This window comes from Microbacterium sp. BLY (assembly GCF_017939615.1).
In the GTDB taxonomy this organism is placed as follows: domain Bacteria; phylum Actinomycetota; class Actinomycetes; order Actinomycetales; family Microbacteriaceae; genus Microbacterium.
In genome coordinates, this window is the sequence record NZ_JAGKSR010000002.1 from 199,260 (window position 1) to 219,370 (window position 20,111).

Sequence of the window (20,111 nt, forward strand, 5' to 3'; positions counted from 1 at the left end):
CCTGTGGGCTCAGGCCTCGACCGTGATCTCTTCCACGGTCTTGTCCGGGCGCAGTCCCCGCCAGCGGGCGTGACGGAGGATGCCGTCCGGCGTCCAGTTCGCGAACTCCACCTCGCCCACGAGCTCCGGGCGCACCCACAGGGCGTCGGAGGCGTCGGGGCGCGGCACCCCGTCGACGGGGGCGTCCCGCACGCGCAGCGGCTCCAGCCGGGCGAGGAGATCGCGGAGGATCCGGTCGGTGAACCCCGTGCCCACCCGCCCGATGTAACGGAGGTCGTCGCCCTCCGGGACGGCGAGGAGGAGCGAGCCCACCGTGCCCTCGCGTTCGCCCTTTCCGGGCCGGATGCCGATGATGACCGCCTCCTGCATGCGCGTGTTCTTGAGCTTGAGCCACGAGGGGGAGCGCTGACCGGGCCGGTACCGTGACGCCGGATCCTTCACGACGACGCCTTCCAATCCGAACTCGTCGCTGGCCGCGAGCGCGGCATCCACGTCGTCGAAGACGGGAGGCACCTGGATCGGCGCATCGAGGCCCGCCACGATGTCGTTCAGCAGCGTACGGCGCTCCCGCAGCGGCAGGCCGGTGAGGTCGTGACCGTCGAGGCGGAGCAGATCGAACAGCATGTACACGACGGGCGTGCGGACGACCTCCCGCTCGATCTCCCGCGGGCGGGTCAGGTGCATCCTGTTCTGGAGCAGGGAGAAGCTCGGTCGGCCGGCGGCATCGAACGCGACGACCTCGCCGTCGACGATCGCTTCGTCGACCGGCAGGAACGGTGCCCCGTCGGCCGTCAGCTCGGGGTAGCGGGCGGTGATGTCGGTGCCGCGGCGGGCATGCAGCGACAGGCTTCCGTCGCGCCAGGTGCCGATCGCCCGGATGCCGTCCCACTTCACCTCCACCCAGGAGGGGGAGCTGAGGCTCCGAGCGATCGCGGGCGTGCCGTTCTCGGCCAGCATGGGCGCGAGGGAGGGGAGCGTGGTCGCCGTCGGTGCCGACGACGGCTCGGCGAGCGGACGAGAGCGGCGGTGCGCGGCGGGGGCAGCAGCCCGGATCGTCGGGGGCGGAGTCGGAGGAGGCGCCGCCGAGGCGGTCGCGGACCGCGCGTCCGACGGCAGCGCGGGCACGGCCGGACGGAGCGACGACAGGGGATCGAAGCCCGTGGCCGCGCGCGCCAGCACCTCGTCCAACTCGAGGTGCGCGAGCTGCGGATCGTCGAGCTCCTCCCAGGTGCGCGGCGCGGCCACACCGGGCCGCGCGCGCCCGCGCAGGGAGTAGGGGGAGATCGTCGTCTTCTTGCCGTTGTTCTGGCTCCAGTCGAGGAACACCTTGCCGCCCCGCACCGCTTTCGACATGACGCTCGTGGCGAGATCCGGATGGTCGTTCTCGATGATGCGGGCGAGCTCCTTGACGACGGCGGAGACCTCGGCGCTGGTCTGCTCCCCGGGAAGGGCCGCATACAGGTGGATGCCCTTGCTGCCGCTCGTCACGGGGAGCGGGTCGAGACCCATGCCGCTGAGGAGCGTCCGGGCGATCCGGGCGACCTCGGCGCACTGGGCGAGGTCGGCACCGGGTCCGGGATCGAGGTCGAGCACGAGACGGTCGGGGCGGCCGGGGAGCCCCTCCGGGGTGAACCGCCACTGCGGCACGTGCAGCTCGATCGCGGCGACCTGCGCCAGCCAGACGAGCGTCGGGACGTCCTCCACGAGCGGGTAGGCCTTGGGGCCATCGGAATGCTGGATGTCCTGCCGCGGGATCCAGTCCGGGGCACCGGGCTCGAGCTGCTTCGTGAAGAAGGAGTCCTCGGGGGCGGCGGCGGTGCCGACGCCCTCGACCCAGCGCTTGCGGGTGACCGGGCGGCCGTCGAGGAGGGGGAGGAGCAGCGGCGCGATGGCGGTGTAGTAGGCGATGATCTCGCCCTTCGTCGTGCCCGTCTCCGGGTAGACGACCTTGTCGAGATTGGTCACGCGCAGACGCCGGCCGTCGATCTGCACGACCTGCGCCTCTCCCACCATGCAGCCAGCGTAGTCAAGGGGTGGTCGTGACGGGTGGGGCTGGTGTCTACTGGTGTGATGAGGACGATCTGGAAGGGCGCCCTGACGTTCGGGCTGGTGAACGTGCCGGTCAAGGTGTACTCCGCGACCGAGGATCACGACGTACCGCTGCATCAGGTGCACGAGAAGGACGGCGGGCGCATCCGGTATCAGCGCACGTGCGAGGTGTGCGGCGAGACGGTGGCGTACTCGGACATCGATCGCGCCTACGTCGACGACGGCCAGACGGTCGTGCTCACCAAGGACGACCTCGCCGCGCTGCCGGCCGAGAAGAGCCGCGAGATCGACGTCGTGGAGTTCGTGCCATCGGAGCAGGTCGATCCGCTCACCCTCGACAAGCCGTACTATCTGGAGCCCGACTCGAAGTCGCCCAAGGCCTACGTGCTGCTGCGCAAGACGCTGGAGCAGACCGACCGCACCGCGATCGTGCGGTTCACGCTGCGCCAGAAGACCCGGCTCGCCGCGCTGCGCGTGCGGGGCAAGGTGCTCGTGCTGCAGACGCTGCTGTGGTCCGACGAGGTGCGGGAGGCGGAGTTCCCCTCGCTCGACGAGGATGTGCGGATCTCGAAGAAGGAGCTGGAACTGTCCTCGTCGCTCGTGGACAGCTACTCGGCGGACTTCGATCCCGAGGAGTTCGTGGACGAGTACCAGAAGGAGCTCCGCACGCTCATCGACGCGAAGATCGAGGCCGGGGAGACGTTCGACGTCGCGGAGACCTTCGGCGGCGAGGCCGAGAAGGCAGCCGATGGTGGCGAGGTCATCGACCTGATGGAGGCGCTCCGCGCGAGCGTCGCGCGCTCCAAGGAGAAGCGCTCGAAGAGCGCGGGCTGACCGGCGCCGGCCGTGGCGTCGGGGTCAGTGCTTCCCGTCGCCGTCCAGGTCGGGAGCGCGATCGAACACCTCGGAGTCCAGGACGAGTTCCTCCGCCTCCTCGTGGTCGGTCACGACGTCCTCCCCGGCGGCCGCGGCCTTCTTCGCCTTGTGCCGCTCGGAGAAGTAGTGCCACACGGTGACGAGCGCGGTGCCGCCGACGGCGATGAGCAGGATGATGTCGATGTACTCGACCACCAGGTCGCGGACCCAGGGGATGTAGGCGATGAGGTAGCCGACCATCGTCAGGCCGAAGCCCCAGATCATCGCGCCGATGAAGTTGTACAGCGAGTACCGGCGCCACGGCATGTGGCCGACGCCCGCCGCGACGGGGGCGAACGTGCGCACGATCGGCACGAAGCGCGCGAGGATCACGGTGAGGCCGCCGAAGCGCTCGAAGAACGCGTTGGTGCGCTCGACGTTCTTGCGGCTGAAGAGACCGGACTCCTTGCGTTCGAATACGGCCGGCCCGCCCTTGTGGCCGATGACGTAGCCGACCTCGCCGCCGATGAACGCGGAGAGGGCGATGAGCAGGGAGACGACCCAGATGTTCACGCCGAACACGTTGCTCGTGTGGGTCAGCAGGCCCGCGATGATGAGCAGGGTGTCGCCCGGCAGGAGGAACCCGACCAGCAGGCCCGTCTCGGCGAAGATGATGAAGCAGACCACCAGCAGCGCCCACGGACCCGCCGCCCCGATGATCGTCTGCGGATCGAGCCACGGGATGAGTGCGGTGGGGGCGTGCAGCATGGTTTCGAGCACTGGCGGGATTCCCGTCGGTCGTGAGGTGTCAGCGATGCGGGTGCGGAAGCACCCGTCGTGCGGAAGGTGGGACTTGAACCCACACGCCCTGGGGCACAGGAACCTAAATCCTGCGTGTCTGCCAATTCCACCACTCCCGCGCGGTGGGTTCAGTCTACTGACCCGCGCCCGGTTCGACCCTGGGGATCATCCCGCAGCTCCGCGTCGTCACGCCGGACGGCGCCGCTCCAGTCGCACGAACGCCACGAGGATCCCGGCGGCGAGGGAGCCGATGCCGCCCATCGCCATGTCGCCGATGGTGTCGTCGTAGGTGACGAAGATCTGGTCGGTGACGTAGGTGCGACCGGCCCACTCGATCATCTCCCAGACGGCGCTGGCGGCGAGGCCGATCACGGTGCAGAGGACGATCGGGATGCGGGGTCGGAACGCGGCGGACTCCTGGGGCGTGAGGATCCCGAGGCGGGAGAGGACGAGGTAGCCGGTGGCGGCGATGGCTCCCGTGCAGACGAAGTGCACGACGAGGTCCCAGCCGGAGAGGGACCGGTAGAGGTCGAAGACATTGCTCGCGGCGGCCACGAGCACGGTCACCCCGATGGCGAGGTCGAGGCCGCCGCGCATGCCCAGCACGCGGGGGAGCATGAGGGCAGGGAGGGCGAGGGCGAGGATGCCCATGTCGGTCGGCGTCGACCAGACGGCGGCGATCAGGACGCTGAGGACGCCGATCACGCGGACCGCGTCGGCGGCGTACTCCGCGACGGTCCGCGGCGGCCGCAGGAAGTCCTCCTTCACGGTGCCTCCTCGGGGTGGACGGCGGGCGGGGCGAGCGCGATCAGGGCCTGGACCGGGAGGTGGTCCGATGCCCAGCCCCCTCCATACTGCCGCGGGTTGATGCCGACACGGCGCACGGAGAACTCCGGGGACGCGAGGATGCCGTCGATGCGCCGTCCGCGGTGGGCCGGACGGTATCCGCCGAACGTGCTCCAGGCGGGTGTCCGACGGGATGCGGCGGTCGGCCAGGTGTCGCGAAGCCGGTCGCTCGCGGCGAGGGCACGCCAGGGTGCGGCACCCGCGGGGCTGTTGAGGTCGCCGAGGACGAGGACCGGGGTGCGCGCGGCGGCCGCGATGGCCTGCACGGCCTGCGCCTGCCGGAGCCGCGCCCACGGCGAGAAGGCGTCGAGGTGGGTGTTCAGCACGGTGAGGAGGCGTCCCGTCCGACGGTCGCGGAAGGTCGCCGTCACCACCACCCGCGGGGCGACGCTGAGCCAGGAGCGGGATCCCGGCTGGCCGGGGCGACGGGACAGGGCGACCTGGCTCCACTCGCGCAGCGCCAGCCGGTCGGCGTCGTAGAACAGCGGGCAGCCCTCGCCGCGCGGGCCGGGGAGCCGTCCGTGGCCGACGATGCGGAACGTCGGACCCAGCGCGGCGGCGACGTGAGCGGCCTGCGCCGGCAGTGCTTCCTGCACACCCAGCACATCCGGTCGTTCCGCCTGCAGCAAGGCCGTCAGCCGGGACCGCCGAGCCTCCCACCGATCCGCAGGCGGCCAGGCGAGCGCCCCCAGGTCGCGGCGGATGTTGAGGGTCATGACATGCAGCTCGGAGTCCGACGGCACACCGAGCAGGGGACCGGTCACCGGCGCGCTCCCGGGGCGGGCACACCGAGACGATGGAGCAGGCGTCTCAGCAGCAGTCGCACCCAGCGCACGGGCGGGAAATCCTCCGGCCAGTGCACGAGGACGGTGCGGACGCCGATCGCGGACCGGCGGGCGAAGGACCGACCACTGCCGAACGGACGCATGGAGATCCCCATGTCGGTGTGCAGGAGCCAGCGGATGCGGTGGCGCTCGCCGACGTGGAATGCGAGGTCGAGATCGTCGTGCAGCTCAGGGTCGTCCCGATGCACCCTGTCCCGGACGGCGAGCCACGCCGACCGGCGGAGAGCGAGGTTCGAGCCGAACAGCGGCGCATGGCCGAGGGCCGAGCCGCACACGACGACGTAGGAGAGCAGATAGACGACCGCGAGGGGCCGCCGCAGGAACCGGGGGCCGTCGACGAAATGCGCGTCGCCCGTCCACGCGCCGACCCGCGGATCCCGCACGCACGCCGCCGCCATCGTCTCGACCCACCGCGGGCCGGGGACGCCGTCGGCGTCCAGCCGCAGGATCACGTCCCCTGTCGCGGCGTCGTAACCGGTCGCGCTCGCCGCGGGGATGCCCGGGGTGTCGCACCGCACGACCCTGGCGCCGTGCAGGGCGGCGACGGCGGCCGAGTCGTCGGTCGAGGCGTTGTCCACGACGACGATCTCGTCGGGTGGGAGCGTCTGCGCGGCCAGGGCCCGCAGGCACCGTCGCAGTTCCGCCGCATCGTCCTTGACCGGGATGACCACGCTCAGCGTCGGTTCGGGGGCGGCTGGTGTGGCGCGGTGCACATCGTCTCCTCGCAGGTGTGAGCCTCAGCCTAGGGAGCGCTGTCGGACGCCGCGAACCGGTTGACACGTGCCGTCCGCCTCGGTACCGGTGTGGATAACTTCGCCGGGGGACGGGTGATCGTTGCAAGGATGCCGGGATGGATCAGCCCACCTCGACCATCGCCGGCTTCGTGCGGCGCCGTCTGCGCGCCGAGGGGGTGGACCCTGCGGCGGATCCCGACCACGCCCGGGCACTTGCTCGCGCTGAGGTGCGACGGCACGATGACCGGGCGCTCGCCCGCGGCGGCACTCTCGTCGAGGACGAGGCGGCGTGTGTGCGGGACGTGCTCGCCGCGGTGAGCGGGTTCGGGGTGCTGCAGCCGCTCCTCGACGACCCCGGCATCGAGGAGGTGTGGATCAACGGCGACGGGGGTGTGCACGCCGCGCGGGGAGGCAAGACGGAGCACACCGCGTTGCGCGTGGACGAAGCGACCGTCCGTGACCTCGTGGAGCGCATGTTGCAGTCGACCGGGCGGCGGGTCGACATCGGTCAGCCGTTCGTCGACGCCTCGTTGCCGGACGGCTCACGTCTGCACGTCGCGATCGCCGATGTCGTCCGTGGGGCGTGGTCGGTCAACATCCGGAAGTTCCTGCCGGGGCATCGGTCCCTCGACGCGCTCGCCGCCCAGGGGGCCCTCGCCGTCGAGACGGCGCACGCGCTGGGCGAGGCGATGCGGACCGGTTCCTCCGTGATCGTGTCGGGGGCCACGCACGCCGGGAAGACGACCATGCTCGGAGCACTGCTCGCCTCGTGCGTCGCCGACCAGCGGATCATCACGGTGGAGGAGACCTTCGAGCTCGCCGTGGACGGGCCCGACGTCGTGGCGCTGCAGGGGCGTCAGCCGAGCCTGGAGGGGACGGGCGAGATCACCCTGCGGCGTCTGGTCAAGGAGGCCCTGCGCATGCGGCCGGACCGGCTCGTGGTGGGGGAGGTGCGGGATGCGGAAGCCCTCGACCTCGTGCTGGCCCTGAACACGGGCGTGCCCGGTGCCTGCACCGTCCACGCCAACTCCGCTGTCGAGGCCCTCGACAAGCTGTGCCTCCTGCCGCTGCTCGCCGGGAGGAACATCGACCGCGACTTCGTCGCGCCGGCCCTGGCATCGTCCGTCGATCTGGTCGTGCACTGCGCGCGGGACGAGACGGGCCGGCGGTACGTCGCCGAGATCGTCGCGCCGACAGGAGAGGTCGTCCACGGCCGTGTGCTCGCCGCACCGGTCCTCACGTCGGGGCATCCGAACGCCGCGCCGAACCGTGCCGCCCGGGAGGGAGGCGCATGACGATCCTCCTCGGCGCTACGCTCGCCGCCGGTCTGCTCCTGACCGTGTCTCCGTGGCTCTGGCCTCCCGCCGAGCGCTCCGCGTCCGGGCCGCGGCGCGGACGCCTTCTCCGACTCGCGGGCGAGGCCGGTTTCCCCGCGCTGCAGGCGCGTGTCCTCCTCCTCGGCATCGCCGGTGCCGCGCTCGCCGCCGCGTCCGTCGCCTGGCTCGTCACCGGCAGCGCGGCGCTCGCGGTCCTCGCCGGTCTCGCCGGTGGCACCGCCCCGATCGCGTTCCTGCGCGGGCGTCGGCTGCGGCTGCGTCGGCTGCGCCGGCAGGTCTGGCCGGACGTGTGCGATCTGCTGATCGCCGCCATCCGGGTCGGCCTGTCGCTGCCGGATGCCGTGGCCGCGCTGGCCGAGTCCGCTCCGCCCTCCCTGCGCCCCGCCTTCACGGTGTTCGCTCGAGACCTGCACGCGAGCGGACGGTTCGACACGAGTCTCGACCGGCTGAAAGACGTCCTCGCTGATCCCCTCGGCGACCGCATCATCGAGACGCTGCGGATGGCGCGCCAGGTTGGCGGCACCGAGCTGATCGGCGTTCTGCGGGCGTTGTCGGCCTCGGTCCGTGCCGATGCGGCGCTGCGAGGAGAGGTGGAGGCCCGGCAGTCGTGGATCCGGGGTGCCGCGGTCCTGGGTGCTGTCGCGCCCTGGGTCATCCTCGTTCTTCTCGTGCTGCGCCCGGAAGGTGCCGAGGCGTACAGCACTCCGGAGGGCGTCGCGGTGATCTGCGGGGGTGCGCTCGTCTCCGTCCTGGCGTTCCGCATCATGATCCGGATCGGCCGGCTGCCCGAGCCCCGGCGGTGGTTCGGATGAGCGGGGTCTCCGCTCTCGCCGTGGCCGTGCTGCTCGGCGGCGGTCTCGCTGCGGGCGTGCTGGTGCTCCTGACGGCTCTTCCGCGATGGCGAGCCGCGTCGCTCGTCATGCGGATCGCGCCGTATGTCCGTGACGTCGTCGGTGACGACGTGCTCCCGCAGGAAGCCCTCCCGCGTCCGGGAGTGCTGCCGGCTGGCGGGTTTCGTCCCCTCGTGCGCGGCGCGGTCGCGATCGACCGGATGCTCGGCGGCAGCGACGGGCTCGACCGCCGTCTCGCCCAGGCCGGTTCGCCCCTCGGCGCTGTCGCCTTCCGCGGGCGACAGCTGGCCTGGACGCTCGGTGGCGTCGTGAGCGGGGCGCTCGTCGTCATCGCTCTCGTGCTGGCGGGCCGGTGGTCGGTGCCGATCGGCGTGATCCCGCTCCTCGGAGGGGCGGTGGCCGTGGTCGGCTACGACATGCAGCTGTCGATGAGAGTCCGTGCCCGGAAGGTGCGCCTCACGGAAGAGCTGCCCACGACGCTGGAGTTCCTGGCGCTCTGCCTCTCGGCGGGGGAAGGGTTCCTCGACGCGGTGAGACGTGTCGCCGGCGTGGGGTCGGGGGAGCTCACGGTTGAGTTGCGGCGCGTGGTCGTCGAGGTGGGTACGGGCTCGCCGGTGGCGGATGCGCTGGGCGACATGGCGCGACGGCTGGAGCTTCCCGGATTGACGAGGGCCGTGGATCAGGTGGTCGCGGCGCTCGAGCACGGATCGCCCCTGGCGGCCGTGCTGCGCGCCCAGGCCGACGACACCCGGGAGGAGGCCAAGCGCACGCTCATCGAGCAGGCCGGGCGGAAGGAGATCTTCATGCTGCTGCCGCTGGTCTTCCTCATCCTGCCCCTGTCGGTGGTGTTCGCGATCTATCCCGGGCTCTTCATCCTCCGCCTCGGCATCGGATGAGTGGTCGGCGGGGAGGCCCGGCGGGGGGACCTCTCACTTGCTTGGCTGAGGAGCTGTGCGAGGGCGGCGAGTTCGGGACTGAGACGGTCTGAGCGCCAGACGAGGCCGAGCTGGCTGGTGGCTTCGAGGCCGTGAACGGGAATGAACCGCAGATCAGCGCGCGCATGATGCTCTGCCAAGGGGCGGCAGGCGAGCAGTGCGTACTGCCCTGACGCGGCGAGCGCTGTCCCCTGCTGGATCGTGGTCATCCCGGTTGTCGAGAGGATCGGAGTTCCCAGAGGCGTTGCGGACGGTGTGCGAGCAGCCTTCCAGTAGTCCGGGGCATCGCCGATTCTGTGCAGCAGGTCGACGCACGCGAGCTCCTCAACGTGAATCGAGCTACGACCGGAAAAGGGGTGATCGCTGCTGACTGCGATGAGCTGGTCTTGTGGCGGGAATCGGTACCCGACGGTCAGTTCGGGTTCGTGGACGGGAAGTTCGGCAATGACCGCATCGACCTCCTCGTCGCGTACCGCGAGGAACGGTGAACCGAGCGGGAGGTCATGGACGTGGACGGAGATTCCGTGCTGCTCGTAGAGGGCGCGAAAGACGGCGGTGATCTCTTCATAGACCATGCCGGTGAACCCGATCCGTAGTTCTTCCACTGCTCCCCGGAGGGCGCGTTCGCGAGCTCTGGTGAAGGTGCGCACCAATGCCCGGTAGGCGGGCCTGACTTCGCTGACGAACTGTGAGCCGATGCGGGTGAGGGCGACGCGACGACTGGTGCGGTCGACCAGGCGTGCGCCGATGCGGGTTTCAAGTTCGGCGATGAGCTGGCTGACTCGGGATTGGGAGTAGCCGAGCCGCTCGGCAGTGCGTCCGAAGTGGAGTTCTTCCGCGAGGGTGATCAGGCACTCGATCTGTTGGATGTTCGCCTGATGCATCGTCGGGTACTCGGTGCTCATGCTCTTCATCGTACGAGCAGATCGATCAGTCTGACTCATCGTTGGATGAGGAAACGAGCGTTGTTCTGAATGCTGTCAGACGGTGGACTCGTAGTCATGGGCTCTTCTGCATCCGCTCCAGCTTCGGTCCGAGAGAATCGCACATCATTGCCTCAGTGGGTCGCCGTCGGCGTGCTCACGTTGGCGACTTTCCTCGTGGTCACCTCCGAAATGCTGCCCGTCGGGGTGCTGACACCGATGGCTGATGGTCTGGGAATTCCCGGGGGCGCTGTCGGCATGAGCCTGACCGTCACCGGCCTCGTCTCCGCTGTCACCGCGCCGGTCGCCCCCCGAGTGCTCGGCAACTTGGATCGCCGCAAGGTACTCGCAGCGGCGATGGTTGTCCTGGCGATAGGGAATGCCGTGACCGCAATGGCGAGTGACTTCGGACTGATGGTGGTGTCACGCGTCCTGCTCGGCATCGGCATCGGCATCGTCTGGGGCATTGCCTCCGCTGTGGCGACCCGGCTCGTCGCCCCGCGCAACATCGCACTCGCGGTCTCCTTCGCCGTCAGCGGTGTCGCTTCTGCTTCGGTGCTCGGTGTCCCACTCGGTACGTTCGTTGGCAATGCCTTTGGCTGGCGGCTCGCATTCGGCTCTCTCTCTGCTCTCGCGCTCGTCATCGCGCTCGCAATCCTGATCGCGTTGCCGACGCTGCGCCGCCCAGAGGCCAACATCTCAGCTGTCGAGGCCGTGCCGCGTATGTCGTTGCTGCGTCCGGCGGTCATCACCGGTCTGATGGTGGTGGTGCTGCTCGTGACGGCACACTTCGCCGCCTACACGTACGTGCGCCCCGTGCTCGAGAACCAGACCGGCTTCTCGGCGAACGCCATCGCTCTGCTCCTGCTCCTCTACGGCCTGTTCGGACTGGCGGGGAACTTTGCAGCCGGAGCCGCAGCCGGACGCAGACCTCGCCTCACCGTGCTCTTGTTAGCAGCCGGGATCACGGTCGCGATAGTGATTCTCGCCAGGTTCGGTACCAACGCCCTTGCCGCTGGTGCCGCCATAGCCCTGTGGGGAGCCGCATACGGCGGCGTGTCGGTAAGCGCACAATTGTGGATGACGACAGCAGCGGCGGATCGAGTCGAGCACATCACCGGTCTCTACGTCGGCATTTTCAATGGCTCCATCGCCCTCGGCGCCGCAGTTGGCGGGCTCATGGTCGAGAATTCGGGCATCCTTCCGATGCTCTGGGCCACATGCGCCCTCGCCTTCGCCTCTCTGCTCGTCGGACTCTTCGGTCCACGTCCAACGACTGGTCCCGTCGAAGAGATAAAACTGACCGTTCGGTGAGTCGCTCTTTTCAGCCCCAGGGCGTCGCGGAGCGCTGAGCTCGCCAGCGGCGCGTGGTCCTCGAGGTGGGAACGGGCTCGCCGGTGGCGGGAGGAGGCCAAGCGCACGCTCATCGAGCAGGCCGGGCGGACTTCATCCTCCGACTCGGCATCGGATGAGTGGTCGGCGGGGGGACCCGGCGGGGGTACCTTTTGACTATGGGAAGTCTCGAGTACAACAGCTCTCGTCCGCCGATCGAAGTCGAGGACGTGCTGTTGGCCCACCTGAAGATCGTGATCGCCACGAAGCTTCGCCGTCAGGAGAGCTTCATGATGACGTGGCCCTCGGGAAAGAAGACCCCGGGTCGGCTCTCCACCTGGATGCATCCGGCCATCCCGCTGGTGCTCGAATTCGACGAGGAGCCGCCTCCGTCCATCGACCCGGCACGTGTCGGCCACATGATGGAGCGGTTGAACTCCCGAGGAGAGCTCGTCCTCGACGAGTTCACCTCCTGATCCCTGGTCCACCCCACTCCGGCGGATCGGACGAGGCGGTCAGACCTCCCAGTCGGGGAGTCCGCCGAGGTCGGCCTCGAGGCTGACCACGTCGGTCACCCGGACCTGGAAGATGAACACCTGAGAGGTCGGGCGGACGAGGACGCTGGCGATGCCGTCTGATGTCGCGAACGAGACGAACGTGGGCTCCGCCCGCGCCGCGCTCTGGATCCCCTCGCGGAGTGCGTCGACGTCGGTACCGGGAGGCAACGGGTAGGTGAGCCCGTCGATCTCCACTCTGGCGCGCATCTCGTCGTCAGGTCCGGGGCGCATGCGTGCCAGGCTAACCCTCGTCCTCGTGACCGAACCCGGGGTTGTGCGATCACCGCGGCAAGAGTAAAAGGTTCTTCCCGTGTGACGCCTGTCGACAGCCGGAAGGGGGGGCGAGTCAGGCCGCCCCTTCCGACCGTGGAGGCACGGGTCAGCGGGTGCGTGACGCGGCCGTTCGGATGACGTCGGCGAGGTCGCGCGGCCGGCTCCACTGCGGCCAGTGCCCGGTGGGGAGATCGATCATCTCGACGTTCTCGAGCAGGGCGACCTCGGCGAACATGGGGTGGCCGGCCTCGGCCCACGCCTGCACCTGCTCGGTCGAGAGGGAGCAGCAGACCAGAGTCGTGGGAACGGCATGGCGGGCGTCGTTGTCGAGCACGACCGGCGCCCGCATCACGGACGCCGGCTCCGGCACCGCACGCGTCCGGAATCGCGTGAGGACGTCGGGGCTCAGGCCGTCGAGGCTCGCCTGCTGCCCGAGTACCTCGAACGGGGGGAGAGCCACCTCTCGCACCTCCTCCGGAAGGTCAGGGGCGAAAACGCTGCCGCTCGCCACCGGGCCCGAGTCGACCCACACCACCCGGGCGACGAACTCGGGATGCCGATCGAGGATGAGGCTGACGGGAGCGTTGGCACCACTGTGCGCGACGAGCACCACCGGCTGGTCGCCATGCTGCGCGATGACGTCACGGATCGCCGCGGCCTGGTCGTCGAGAGTTCTCGTGGTCCGGTCGGGGTCTTCCGGGTCGAGGCCGGGCAGAGTCATCGCGACGGCACGGAGGCCGTCGGCGTGGAGGTGTTCCCTGGTCTCGTCCCATGCCCATCCTCCGAGCCAGTGCCCGGCGATGAGGAGGAGGGGCGGAGTGTTCGCTGTCGTCGTCATATCCCCACCCTCGCAGCCCCGGAGGACAAGCCCGTGTCACTATTTATGTCATGAATTCGATGAGGTTCGACGGATGAGGCGTGCGGAACGGCTGCATGCCCTCACCGAGACGCTGCGACGCAGCGGCACCCGGGGTGTCTCCGCCGAGCGTCTGGCCCGAGAGTTCGAGGTGTCGGTGCGCACCGTGAAGCGCGATCTCGATGCGTTGGAGAACAGCGGCGCTCCCCTCTGGTCCCGCCCCGGTCCCGGCGGCGGGTACGGGCTCGTGGACGGCGGGTCGTTGCGGCCGGTCACGCTCTCTCCCACTCAGGCTGTGGCGCTCATGGCAGCGGTGTCCGCGGCACCCGACGCCCCCTATGCCGACCTGGCGGCCGCCGGAATCCGCAAGATCATGGACGTCCTCGATCCCGCGACGCGAGCACACGCCCATGAGCTCGCCGAGCGTATCTGGGTGCAGGCGCCTCCCGCGCCGTCGCGCGCCACCCGGTCGGCGCTCGAGGAGGGGATGGCGGAACAGCGGGTGATCCGCCTCCGCTACACGGCACAGGACGGCGTCACCACGGCGCGCGATGTGGAGCCCGTGCTGTTCGCCTCCACGAGCGGGCGCTGGTATCTGGTCGGATGGTGTCGTCTGCGAGACGCGATGCGATGGTTCGCGGTGTCGCGCATCGAGCGGGCGCGCGTGACGACCATGGCCTGCAGCGGACACACCGTGGACGAGGTGGGGGAACCACCCGAGAACGCCCGGCCGGTGCATGGTGGAGGCGGGGTCACACGCAGCGCACCGACCCGAGTCCCAGGAACGAGAACACGCTGACGCTGACGGTGCTCGACGTCGCCGTCCACGAGCCGCCCAGATCGGAACGGATCGAGATCTTCTGACGAGACCAGGAGAAGAGGCTCGAGAGGGAGATCTTGGCGCTTCGCGCGTCGGGTCCGAGGGTGCCCGCCGGACGTCCGTCGACGAGCAGGGTGAAGCTCTGGCCGCCGCCGGGGTGCTCCCACGTGACAGTCGACGTCCGGTCCGAATTGGTCGTGCACTGCAGGCCCTGTGGGGCCGCTGCCACCGCCGCAGCGAGGGTCGTGTGCTGCCCCGTCGATGACGCGAACGCGGCGTGTGCCGTGGAGATCGGCGTCGCCAGCGCGAGGCCGATCGAGGCGAGTGCCACGGCCGCGACGACCGTCGATCCCCGTCGGCGGGCCCGGCGGCGGCGTCGCATCCCCGCCGGTCCCTGCCGGTGCGACCTCAGCCGATGGTCGTCCGGCGGTGCCTGCCAACCGGGGGGTGGTGTCTCCGAACGGACGGCGCCGCGCCGCACGGCGGGCTGGACGGCGACTACGAGGGCCGCGAGCAGCACGACAGTGGTGGCGGTGAACGGTACCCACTGCTGCGTCTGCGCCCAGACGACGGGCTGGCCGAACAGGGGCACCCGCAGCACACCGACACCGATGACGTCGGACGCGTCGACGGGGGAGGAGTCGGCCTCCGGGTTCGCATCACCCTTTGTGATGATCGCACCCTCGGCCGTGCTCTCCGCGTAACGGTGCAGGCGCAGCCGCTCGGCATGGTCGGGATCGGCGAACAGCAGGACCTGCCCGGCCTGCAGCTGATCGGCGTCCGCCGGACGAGCGGCGACCACGTCCCCCGCCGCGATGGCGGGGCGCATCGAGTCGGAGGACACCGTCGTCACGTGCCAGCCGAGCAGGGCCGGCCCGACGGCCCACAGGGCGAGGCCCGCCACCATCGCGATGAGGCCACGGCTCGCGGTGACGACGACGAGCCTCGTCCAGGCGAGGGCTGTCGCGGTGCGGCCCGTCCTCGTGATGCTCTCGTCGATCCCCATGCTCCGTGCTCCCCGCTCGTGTCGGACCTCGTCCCGGATGGGTCAGAGGTTCTGCGCCTCCCAGGTGAAGCCGAGCGACGCCGTGGCGCCCATGACCGAGGAAGGGGCGTCGGGGGAGACGGCGTAGCTGATCTCGTAGACCACCGTCTCTTCGGCGGTGCCGGTGGGCTGCCAGGTGCCCACGCCCGTCGCGTACGACGTGCTCGCGCCGGCGAACTTGGACAACGATCCGCTGTACAGCACGGGCGAGGTCGTCGCGGGGGTGAAGCCTGCGCACGTCCCGTGGCCGCCGCCGGTGCCCTGGCGGATCTGGAGCGTCACGTAGGACCCCAGGTTGCCGGTCTGCCGCACATCCGTCGCGTACAGGCGCACGGCCGACGGGAGGGATCCGCTCGACGTGACCGCGATGCAGTTCGTGTCGGCGGACCCCGGCTTGAGGTTGCTCGCGGAGAACAGCGCCTCCTGAGCGGAGTCGTCGCTGAGCGCGACGGAGCCCATGGACCAGGCGTTGCCGCCGTCGGACGTGCTGGCGGAGAAGGCCGAGTACGACGCCTGCGACACCACCAGGCCCGAAGCCAGGAGGGCGAGCGGCACCACGGCGAGGGTGGTGATTCGGGCCGTCCGTGCGGAGGGGCGGAGAGCGGCAAAGCGAGCCATGACGGTTCCATTCGTTCGGGGTTCGGGTGGACCTCGCGGTGGCGAGGACCCATCGGGACTGGACGAAAGTCTACACATAGTTCGACTTTCGTACTGTTAGAAAGACTAGACGTATGATTTTCGTATAAGGTCTTCCCGTGGACGATGACAGGCCCTCGGAATCGCCGAGCGTTCCGATCACGATCGAGGAGATGGTGGACGGATTTCACCGCATGCAGGTCGAGCATGCGCGCGTCGTGCAGCACGTGGGCGTGCAGAGCGGCCTGAACCCGACCGACGTACGCGTGCTGAAGTACCTCGGCCTGACCACGGCGGGCGACGAGGCCGCGACCCCGAAATCCGTCGGCGCCTACCTGCAGATGAGTCGAGGAGCTGTCACCGCGCTGCTCGATCGGCTGGAGTCGCGCGGGCTGCTCGAAAGATCCGGCAACCCGAAGGATCGGCGCATCACATTCCTGCGCCTCACCCCGCAGGGGGTGATGATCGTCGACCGGGTGCGCGACGCGTACGCGCGCGCCATCGAGGCGAGCGTCCGGCCCGAATGGCGCGAGGCGTTCCTGCGGGGGTGCCACTCGCTCGGCCGCGAGCTGGATGCTCAGGTCAGCGGGGACATCGCCCGCAGTGCGGTCGACGCAGGGTCCGCGTAGCCGGATCGACGGCGGGCGGTGCCCTGTGGATAACGCCCGCGGAGGTGGCGGCCCCCGGGGCACACTGTCCGCATGATCTCTCGCGCGCGTTCGGTTTTCCGTGCCTTCCACGACGATGAACGGGGCGACGTCCCGGGATGGGTGCTTGTCACCCTCGATGACATGGCGGTTGCCGCAATCTCCCTCTGCCAGGCTGCGGTTACCGCGGTTCGTGCGACAGATGCCACGGCCGGGGCGCACGATGATCTTGCGCTGGTCCAGGACACCTATGAGTTCCTCGTCGGCGGTAGGTACGCGGCCGCGGCTCCGATTTACGAGCGGGTGCGAGATCTAGTGCCCGAGGCCGGATCACGCGAGATGATCCGGGCGAGTTCTTACCACGCCCGAAAGATGTTTCACGGCATCGAAGCCGTGCGAGCCGACGTCGAAGCCTGGGACGTCTCTTCGTCCTCCGCCGAGTTCGTGTTGGTTCGGCACTGTCTGCTGGACGAGATCGATCGTGCCAGGGCACTCTATGCGAGCCTTAGCGAGCGTGGCATCGTCGGCGTCTCCGAACTTGCGACGTGGCCGATCCTTTCAGAACTACGGGATGCCATCGCCAACGATGAACAGGCGGGGGCAAATTCGGAGGGGTAGTCTTCGAGCGTGCGCCGTTTGCGACTCTGCTCTGATCCCCACGCAGGGATCTAGCACTATTCACACTGATGACCGGGGGTACACCCTGGTCAGACGCCGCCCTGAACGGGGGCACCGAGGTTGCCGACAATCCCTGAGATGGAGTCGAGTGCGCCCGGATTGAGGCTGTAGTAGGCCCAGGTTCCTCGCTTCTCTCGAGACAGAAGCCCGGCGTTCACGAGGATGCGCAGGTGGTGAGAGACCGTCGACTGCTGCAGGCCGAGGGGCTTGGTGAGGTCACAGACACAGGCTTCACGATCGATGTGCACGGCAACCATTGAGAGGATTCGAAGCCGCGCGGGATCGGCTATGGCTTTCAATGCGAGCGCCGCCTGCTCGGCGGTAGAAGGATCGATGGGGCTTCCCGCGACCGGCGAGCAGCAGGCCGCGAGGTCGCGGAGGGGCAGCAGGTCGGTCGTTGTCACACCTTCATCATCCCATATGCATTGACAAACGTCGATGTATTGATTCAGGCTTACATCGAAGATCATCGATCTAAGGAGTTTCGCGTGAGTGATAAGCCCACCGTCCTGTTCGTCTGCGTGCATAACGCCGGGCGCTCCCAAATGGCCGCCGGCTTCGCGCGGGCGCTCAGCGGCGGGACGGTAGAAGTTCGATCAGGCGGGTCCGAGCCTGGTGAACAGATCAACCCTGCTGCAGTCGAAGTCATGCGCGAGAAGGGGATCGACATCTCTCAAGCGGTGCCACAGATGCTCCTCACGGAGGACGTCCGCGACGCGGACGCCGTGATCACTATGGGGTGCGGCGACGCGTGCCCGATCTTTCCGGGAAAGCGCTACGAAGACTGGGAGCTCTCGGACCCAGCGGGGCGAGATATTGCCTTCGTCCGATCGGTCCGAGACGAGATCGAGACGCGTGTGCGCCAGCTTCTCTTGAGCTTGACCAAGTGACATCGGAGTCAACCGAGGGAGGTGACGAGATGACCGAGACCGAACCGTGCTGCGGGGGCATTCCCTGCTGCTGAGCGATCAGCTCACGACGCCCTCCTGGCGACAGTCAGGAGGGCGCGGTGTCACCAGACAGGAGTCACCCTAATGACGAGAGCGATACCCTGGTCGAGGTCGCACAGATGCGGGAGGGGTGGCTTCGTCGTCGCGCGACGCTTGCCGGAATCCCGGCGTCTGCAGACCACCGACTCAACCGCTCGGCAAGAGTGCCGGGCCGGCGCCGATCGCGACGACAATCTCGAGAGGCCATACCCGATCGTCATCCTCGTGCGGCGCTCATAGCGCTCGGAGCATAACCTGCGGGAGTGCGGCACGATGACGCAGCAGAGTCGCGCGTGACTTGTTCGGCGATGATCGCAACGCGGCTGCTGGGCGTGACAAGTGTGCTCACTCCACGGTTACCCGCGGCAACGAACTCCACAAAGTCACCCATGGACGTCGCCGCTGTTCTGATTGCGCACTCGGAGTGCTTCCGCGTCATGCGATGACGCGAGGATGAAGCTAGATCCAACGACGACGATCTCCGTCTGCACCACCGTCTGCTCTCCCATGCGCGCGACGCTATGACCCTCACATCACCCGGTGAGGGGGGTTACTTGTGCGAGGCGGTCTTCAGGTCGTCGTCCAGTGTCGTGCCCTCTCGGGGCTCCGGTGTCAGGTACATGCCGGAGGGGGAGTTCGCCGTAAATGCGAGTGCATCGACCCATGAGCGGTTGATGGACGAGTGGGCTGCGACTGTGTACTTGAACACCATTGAGGAGGCCGCGTGGATCCACACCGTGGTTCGTCCTCCACCGAGACTCGCGTCGTCTTTCCATGAGAAAGGGAGAGGTTCTCCGCGGCGCAGTTTCGCGGTGATGACGAGCTGAATGTGGGTGAGGGCGCGGTCGTCGATGTCGACGCGCGGCCCGTTTTCGTAGATGAACTTACCCATGGTCGGGTTTCCTCTGCTTGGTTTCTCCACGGAAACCCGTGCCAAGAGGCGCAACCCGGTCGATCGCTGTGTGGGGATGACCTTACTGTGTCACCATTCAGCCGTCCACGCTAGAGCCGTCCCGCTCCGATACTCCGAGCAGTCTGTGAACGCGCACATCTTCAGGGCGTACGGTCAGCAAATGGGTACACAACTGAAGAACGACTCCCCGCTCGGCCTCGGCTCCGTCCTGGTCGGCTCGCTGCCGGCGACACTGATGACAGACAACGCTCCCGACCGCTATACCGTCGAGGCGGTGTTCACACGTCAAGCGGACCGCGACGAGGTCGCCGCGATCCACGACGCGTCGACCCGCGACTACCTGAAGTCATCCGGGTTCCCCACCGTCGAACTCCGCGTATCAGACCGACGCCTCGAGATCGCCAACACCAACCTTGAAGAACTCCGCGACGGTCTCGCCAATGTCATCGCAGACCACCTCGCCGCGATCACTCTCAACCTGCGCGCCGAACGAGAACTGGCCGCACTCCGGTTCAGCGAAGCAACCGAGCTTGAACAGCGACGCGCAGCGGCAGTCGCGGACCTCGCCGAATCGGTGACCTTCTCCCGCCCCGCCCATCTCCCAGGACACGACGCACTCATCGCCAACGACTAAGGTTCGACGAGGCCGAGGTGCGGCGCGCCCGCCTCGGCTCCGGCATCAGGACATAGTCACGCTGATGACCGCGGGACTCGTGGTACTCATCTGGGCGGTCGCGGGCCCGGCGCTCACGTCGCTGTTCGAACAGGCCATCCAGCGGGTGTCGGGGCTCTGACGTGCGGCTGTCCGCCGCCCTCGACGAGCGCGGGTCGAACCCGGTGGAGTTCGTGCTGGTCGGCACGCTGCTGACCGCCCTCACCCTCGCGGTGCTGCAGCTGGCCTTCGCGATCTACGTGCGCAACGTCCTCCACGACGCGGCCGTCGAGGGGGCGTACTACGCGGCTCTCGCCGACACCACCACGCAGGAGGGGGAGGAGCGGGCGCGCGAGGTCATCCGCCGCGCGCTCGGTCGCTCGCATGAAGGCGACAGGCGGTGGTTCGCGGTGTGTTCCGTCGAGCGGGCGAGTGTCACGGTCAGAGCCGGAGACAGACATGCGGTGGACGAAGCCGAACATCTGACCGAGCGTGCGCGGCCGATGAACGGTGAGGACGCGTGATGACGGGCTCGCC

24 protein-coding genes and 1 tRNA gene are annotated in these 20,111 nt (G+C 68.8%); 12 read left to right on the plus strand and 13 right to left on the minus strand.

The genetic code is table 11. The features are described 5' to 3' along the window. Positions 1 to 9: 9 nt before the first annotated feature. Entirely contained in the window at positions 10 to 2,013 is a 2,004-nt protein-coding gene (ligD, locus tag KAF39_RS15445) for a non-homologous end-joining DNA ligase (protein WP_210678357.1), read from the minus strand. A 57-nt stretch (positions 2,014 to 2,070) separates the two neighbouring features. Between ligD and KAF39_RS15450 the strand changes: the two genes are divergently transcribed. After that, positions 2,071 to 2,883, plus strand: a complete 813-nt coding sequence (locus tag KAF39_RS15450) for a Ku protein (RefSeq protein ID WP_210678359.1) — start codon at positions 2,071 to 2,073, stop codon at positions 2,881 to 2,883. A 24-nt stretch (positions 2,884 to 2,907) separates the two neighbouring features. Here the strand turns inward: KAF39_RS15450 and KAF39_RS15455 are convergent, their stop codons facing one another. The 5 genes from KAF39_RS15455 to KAF39_RS15475 all read right to left on the minus strand — a co-directional run bounded on the left by KAF39_RS15455 (position 2,908) and on the right by KAF39_RS15475 (position 6,109). Then, complete coding sequence (locus KAF39_RS15455; RefSeq protein ID WP_210678502.1) at positions 2,908 to 3,672, minus strand: DedA family protein; 765 nt, start codon at positions 3,670 to 3,672, stop codon at positions 2,908 to 2,910. A gap of 70 nt (positions 3,673 to 3,742) precedes the next feature. Continuing rightward, positions 3,743 to 3,824, minus strand: a tRNA-Leu gene (locus tag KAF39_RS15460). Between the two features lie 67 nt (positions 3,825 to 3,891). Continuing rightward, positions 3,892 to 4,473 (minus strand): hypothetical protein, encoded by a 582-nt coding sequence (locus KAF39_RS15465; RefSeq protein WP_210678361.1) that lies wholly within the window; start codon positions 4,471 to 4,473, stop codon positions 3,892 to 3,894. Next, positions 4,470 to 5,315, minus strand: a complete 846-nt coding sequence (locus KAF39_RS15470) for an endonuclease/exonuclease/phosphatase family protein (protein ID WP_210678363.1) — start codon at positions 5,313 to 5,315, stop codon at positions 4,470 to 4,472. Before KAF39_RS15470 ends, KAF39_RS15465 begins: the two co-directional genes overlap by 4 nt. Continuing rightward, a complete protein-coding gene (locus KAF39_RS15475; protein WP_210678365.1) occupies positions 5,312 to 6,109 on the minus strand; it encodes a glycosyltransferase family 2 protein in 798 nt (265 codons plus the stop codon). Before KAF39_RS15475 ends, KAF39_RS15470 begins: the two co-directional genes overlap by 4 nt. Positions 6,110 to 6,246: 137 nt before the next feature. On the opposite strand from KAF39_RS15475, the gene KAF39_RS15480 reads away from it, so the two are divergent. From KAF39_RS15480 to KAF39_RS15490, 3 genes are read left to right on the plus strand one after another with little or no spacing between them, the layout of a single operon-like run. Further along, positions 6,247 to 7,425, plus strand: coding sequence for a CpaF family protein (locus KAF39_RS15480; RefSeq protein WP_210678367.1), 1,179 nt, complete (start codon positions 6,247 to 6,249; stop codon positions 7,423 to 7,425). After that, complete coding sequence (locus KAF39_RS15485; RefSeq protein WP_210678369.1) at positions 7,422 to 8,279, plus strand: type II secretion system F family protein; 858 nt, start codon at positions 7,422 to 7,424, stop codon at positions 8,277 to 8,279. Before KAF39_RS15480 ends, KAF39_RS15485 begins: the two co-directional genes overlap by 4 nt. After that, complete coding sequence (locus KAF39_RS15490; protein WP_210678371.1) at positions 8,276 to 9,214, plus strand: type II secretion system F family protein; 939 nt, start codon at positions 8,276 to 8,278, stop codon at positions 9,212 to 9,214. The genes KAF39_RS15485 and KAF39_RS15490 overlap by 4 nt, the downstream gene beginning before the upstream one ends. On the opposite strand, the gene KAF39_RS15495 is transcribed toward KAF39_RS15490, so the two are convergent. After that, positions 9,175 to 10,158, minus strand: coding sequence for a LysR family transcriptional regulator (locus KAF39_RS15495; protein WP_210678373.1), 984 nt, complete (start codon positions 10,156 to 10,158; stop codon positions 9,175 to 9,177). The two genes, KAF39_RS15490 and KAF39_RS15495, sit on opposite strands and share 40 nt — an antisense overlap. A 96-nt stretch (positions 10,159 to 10,254) precedes the next feature. On the opposite strand from KAF39_RS15495, the gene KAF39_RS15500 reads away from it, so the two are divergent. Continuing rightward, positions 10,255 to 11,490: an MFS transporter gene (locus KAF39_RS15500; RefSeq protein ID WP_282595540.1), complete on the plus strand. Its 1,236-nt coding sequence runs from the start codon at positions 10,255 to 10,257 to the stop codon at positions 11,488 to 11,490. A 197-nt stretch (positions 11,491 to 11,687) separates the two neighbouring features. Then, on the plus strand, positions 11,688 to 11,984 hold the full coding sequence (locus KAF39_RS15505; RefSeq protein WP_210678377.1) for a hypothetical protein: 297 nt from the start codon (positions 11,688 to 11,690) through the stop codon (positions 11,982 to 11,984). Between the two features lie 39 nt (positions 11,985 to 12,023). On the opposite strand, the gene KAF39_RS15510 is transcribed toward KAF39_RS15505, so the two are convergent. Together KAF39_RS15510 and KAF39_RS15515 are read right to left on the minus strand one after the other, a co-directional pair. Beyond that, positions 12,024 to 12,296, minus strand: a complete 273-nt coding sequence (locus KAF39_RS15510; RefSeq protein ID WP_210678379.1) for a hypothetical protein — start codon at positions 12,294 to 12,296, stop codon at positions 12,024 to 12,026. A gap of 148 nt (positions 12,297 to 12,444) precedes the next feature. Then, a complete protein-coding gene (locus tag KAF39_RS15515; RefSeq protein WP_210678381.1) occupies positions 12,445 to 13,176 on the minus strand; it encodes an alpha/beta fold hydrolase in 732 nt (243 codons plus the stop codon). A 73-nt stretch (positions 13,177 to 13,249) separates the two neighbouring features. Between KAF39_RS15515 and KAF39_RS15520 the strand changes: the two genes are divergently transcribed. After that, positions 13,250 to 13,993 (plus strand): YafY family protein, encoded by a 744-nt coding sequence (locus tag KAF39_RS15520; protein WP_210678383.1) that lies wholly within the window; start codon positions 13,250 to 13,252, stop codon positions 13,991 to 13,993. Here the strand turns inward: KAF39_RS15520 and KAF39_RS15525 are convergent. Both KAF39_RS15525 and KAF39_RS15530 read right to left on the minus strand, forming a co-directional pair. After that, on the minus strand, positions 13,947 to 15,020 hold the full coding sequence (locus KAF39_RS15525; RefSeq protein ID WP_210678385.1) for a signal peptidase I: 1,074 nt from the start codon (positions 15,018 to 15,020) through the stop codon (positions 13,947 to 13,949). The genes KAF39_RS15520 and KAF39_RS15525 overlap by 47 nt on opposite strands. A 42-nt stretch (positions 15,021 to 15,062) precedes the next feature. Then, positions 15,063 to 15,677 (minus strand): hypothetical protein, encoded by a 615-nt coding sequence (locus KAF39_RS15530; protein ID WP_246878781.1) that lies wholly within the window; start codon positions 15,675 to 15,677, stop codon positions 15,063 to 15,065. Between the two features lie 137 nt (positions 15,678 to 15,814). Between KAF39_RS15530 and KAF39_RS15535 the strand changes: the two genes are divergently transcribed. Further along, positions 15,815 to 16,324: a MarR family winged helix-turn-helix transcriptional regulator gene (locus tag KAF39_RS15535; RefSeq protein WP_210678387.1), complete on the plus strand. Its 510-nt coding sequence runs from the start codon at positions 15,815 to 15,817 to the stop codon at positions 16,322 to 16,324. 72 nt (positions 16,325 to 16,396) lie between these two features. Then, positions 16,397 to 16,960, plus strand: a complete 564-nt coding sequence (locus tag KAF39_RS15540) for a hypothetical protein (protein WP_210678389.1) — start codon at positions 16,397 to 16,399, stop codon at positions 16,958 to 16,960. Positions 16,961 to 17,049: 89 nt separating this feature from the next. Here KAF39_RS15540 and KAF39_RS15545 read toward each other — a convergent pair whose 3' ends face one another. Then, positions 17,050 to 17,424, minus strand: a complete 375-nt coding sequence (locus KAF39_RS15545; protein ID WP_307805231.1) for a metalloregulator ArsR/SmtB family transcription factor — start codon at positions 17,422 to 17,424, stop codon at positions 17,050 to 17,052. 84 nt (positions 17,425 to 17,508) lie between these two features. Between KAF39_RS15545 and KAF39_RS15550 the strand changes: the two genes are divergently transcribed. Further along, positions 17,509 to 17,910: an arsenate reductase ArsC gene (locus tag KAF39_RS15550; protein ID WP_210678393.1), complete on the plus strand. Its 402-nt coding sequence runs from the start codon at positions 17,509 to 17,511 to the stop codon at positions 17,908 to 17,910. A 649-nt stretch (positions 17,911 to 18,559) separates the two neighbouring features. Here the strand turns inward: KAF39_RS15550 and KAF39_RS15555 are convergent. Further along, positions 18,560 to 18,901, minus strand: coding sequence for an ATP-dependent DNA ligase (locus KAF39_RS15555; RefSeq protein WP_210678395.1), 342 nt, complete (start codon positions 18,899 to 18,901; stop codon positions 18,560 to 18,562). 145 nt (positions 18,902 to 19,046) lie between these two features. Here KAF39_RS15555 and KAF39_RS15560 point away from each other — a divergent pair, with 145 nt between their 5' ends. Then, complete coding sequence (locus KAF39_RS15560) at positions 19,047 to 19,556, plus strand: hypothetical protein (protein ID WP_307805232.1); 510 nt, start codon at positions 19,047 to 19,049, stop codon at positions 19,554 to 19,556. A gap of 161 nt (positions 19,557 to 19,717) precedes the next feature. Continuing rightward, entirely contained in the window at positions 19,718 to 20,098 is a 381-nt protein-coding gene (locus tag KAF39_RS15570; RefSeq protein ID WP_307805233.1) for a TadE/TadG family type IV pilus assembly protein, read from the plus strand. The last annotated feature ends 13 nt before the right edge of the window (positions 20,099 to 20,111 follow it).

What these genes read in the sequence shown, in the direction of transcription:
- KAF39_RS15515 (WP_210678381.1), bottom strand. Translation starts at nt 13,176, where the DNA reads ATGACGACGACAGCGAACACTCCGCCCCTCCTCCTCATCGCCGGGCAC.
- KAF39_RS15540 (WP_210678389.1), top strand. Translation starts at nt 16,397, where the DNA reads ATGATCTCTCGCGCGCGTTCGGTTTTCCGTGCCTTCCACGACGATGAA.
- KAF39_RS15530 (WP_246878781.1), bottom strand. Translation starts at nt 15,677, where the DNA reads ATGGCTCGCTTTGCCGCTCTCCGCCCCTCCGCACGGACGGCCCGAATC.
- KAF39_RS15490 (WP_210678371.1), top strand. Translation starts at nt 8,276, where the DNA reads ATGAGCGGGGTCTCCGCTCTCGCCGTGGCCGTGCTGCTCGGCGGCGGT.
- KAF39_RS15495 (WP_210678373.1), bottom strand. Translation starts at nt 10,158, where the DNA reads ATGAGCACCGAGTACCCGACGATGCATCAGGCGAACATCCAACAGATC.
- KAF39_RS15510 (WP_210678379.1), bottom strand. Translation starts at nt 12,296, where the DNA reads ATGCGCCCCGGACCTGACGACGAGATGCGCGCCAGAGTGGAGATCGAC.
- KAF39_RS15455 (WP_210678502.1), bottom strand. Translation starts at nt 3,672, where the DNA reads ATGCTGCACGCCCCCACCGCACTCATCCCGTGGCTCGATCCGCAGACG.
- KAF39_RS15485 (WP_210678369.1), top strand. Translation starts at nt 7,422, where the DNA reads ATGACGATCCTCCTCGGCGCTACGCTCGCCGCCGGTCTGCTCCTGACC.
- KAF39_RS15505 (WP_210678377.1), top strand. Translation starts at nt 11,688, where the DNA reads ATGGGAAGTCTCGAGTACAACAGCTCTCGTCCGCCGATCGAAGTCGAG.
- KAF39_RS15480 (WP_210678367.1), top strand. Translation starts at nt 6,247, where the DNA reads ATGGATCAGCCCACCTCGACCATCGCCGGCTTCGTGCGGCGCCGTCTG.
- KAF39_RS15555 (WP_210678395.1), bottom strand. Translation starts at nt 18,901, where the DNA reads ATGGGTAAGTTCATCTACGAAAACGGGCCGCGCGTCGACATCGACGAC.
- KAF39_RS15520 (WP_210678383.1), top strand. Translation starts at nt 13,250, where the DNA reads ATGAGGCGTGCGGAACGGCTGCATGCCCTCACCGAGACGCTGCGACGC.
- ligD (WP_210678357.1), bottom strand. Translation starts at nt 2,013, where the DNA reads ATGGTGGGAGAGGCGCAGGTCGTGCAGATCGACGGCCGGCGTCTGCGC.
- KAF39_RS15450 (WP_210678359.1), top strand. Translation starts at nt 2,071, where the DNA reads ATGAGGACGATCTGGAAGGGCGCCCTGACGTTCGGGCTGGTGAACGTG.
- KAF39_RS15525 (WP_210678385.1), bottom strand. Translation starts at nt 15,020, where the DNA reads ATGGGGATCGACGAGAGCATCACGAGGACGGGCCGCACCGCGACAGCC.
- KAF39_RS15500 (WP_282595540.1), top strand. Translation starts at nt 10,255, where the DNA reads ATGGGCTCTTCTGCATCCGCTCCAGCTTCGGTCCGAGAGAATCGCACA.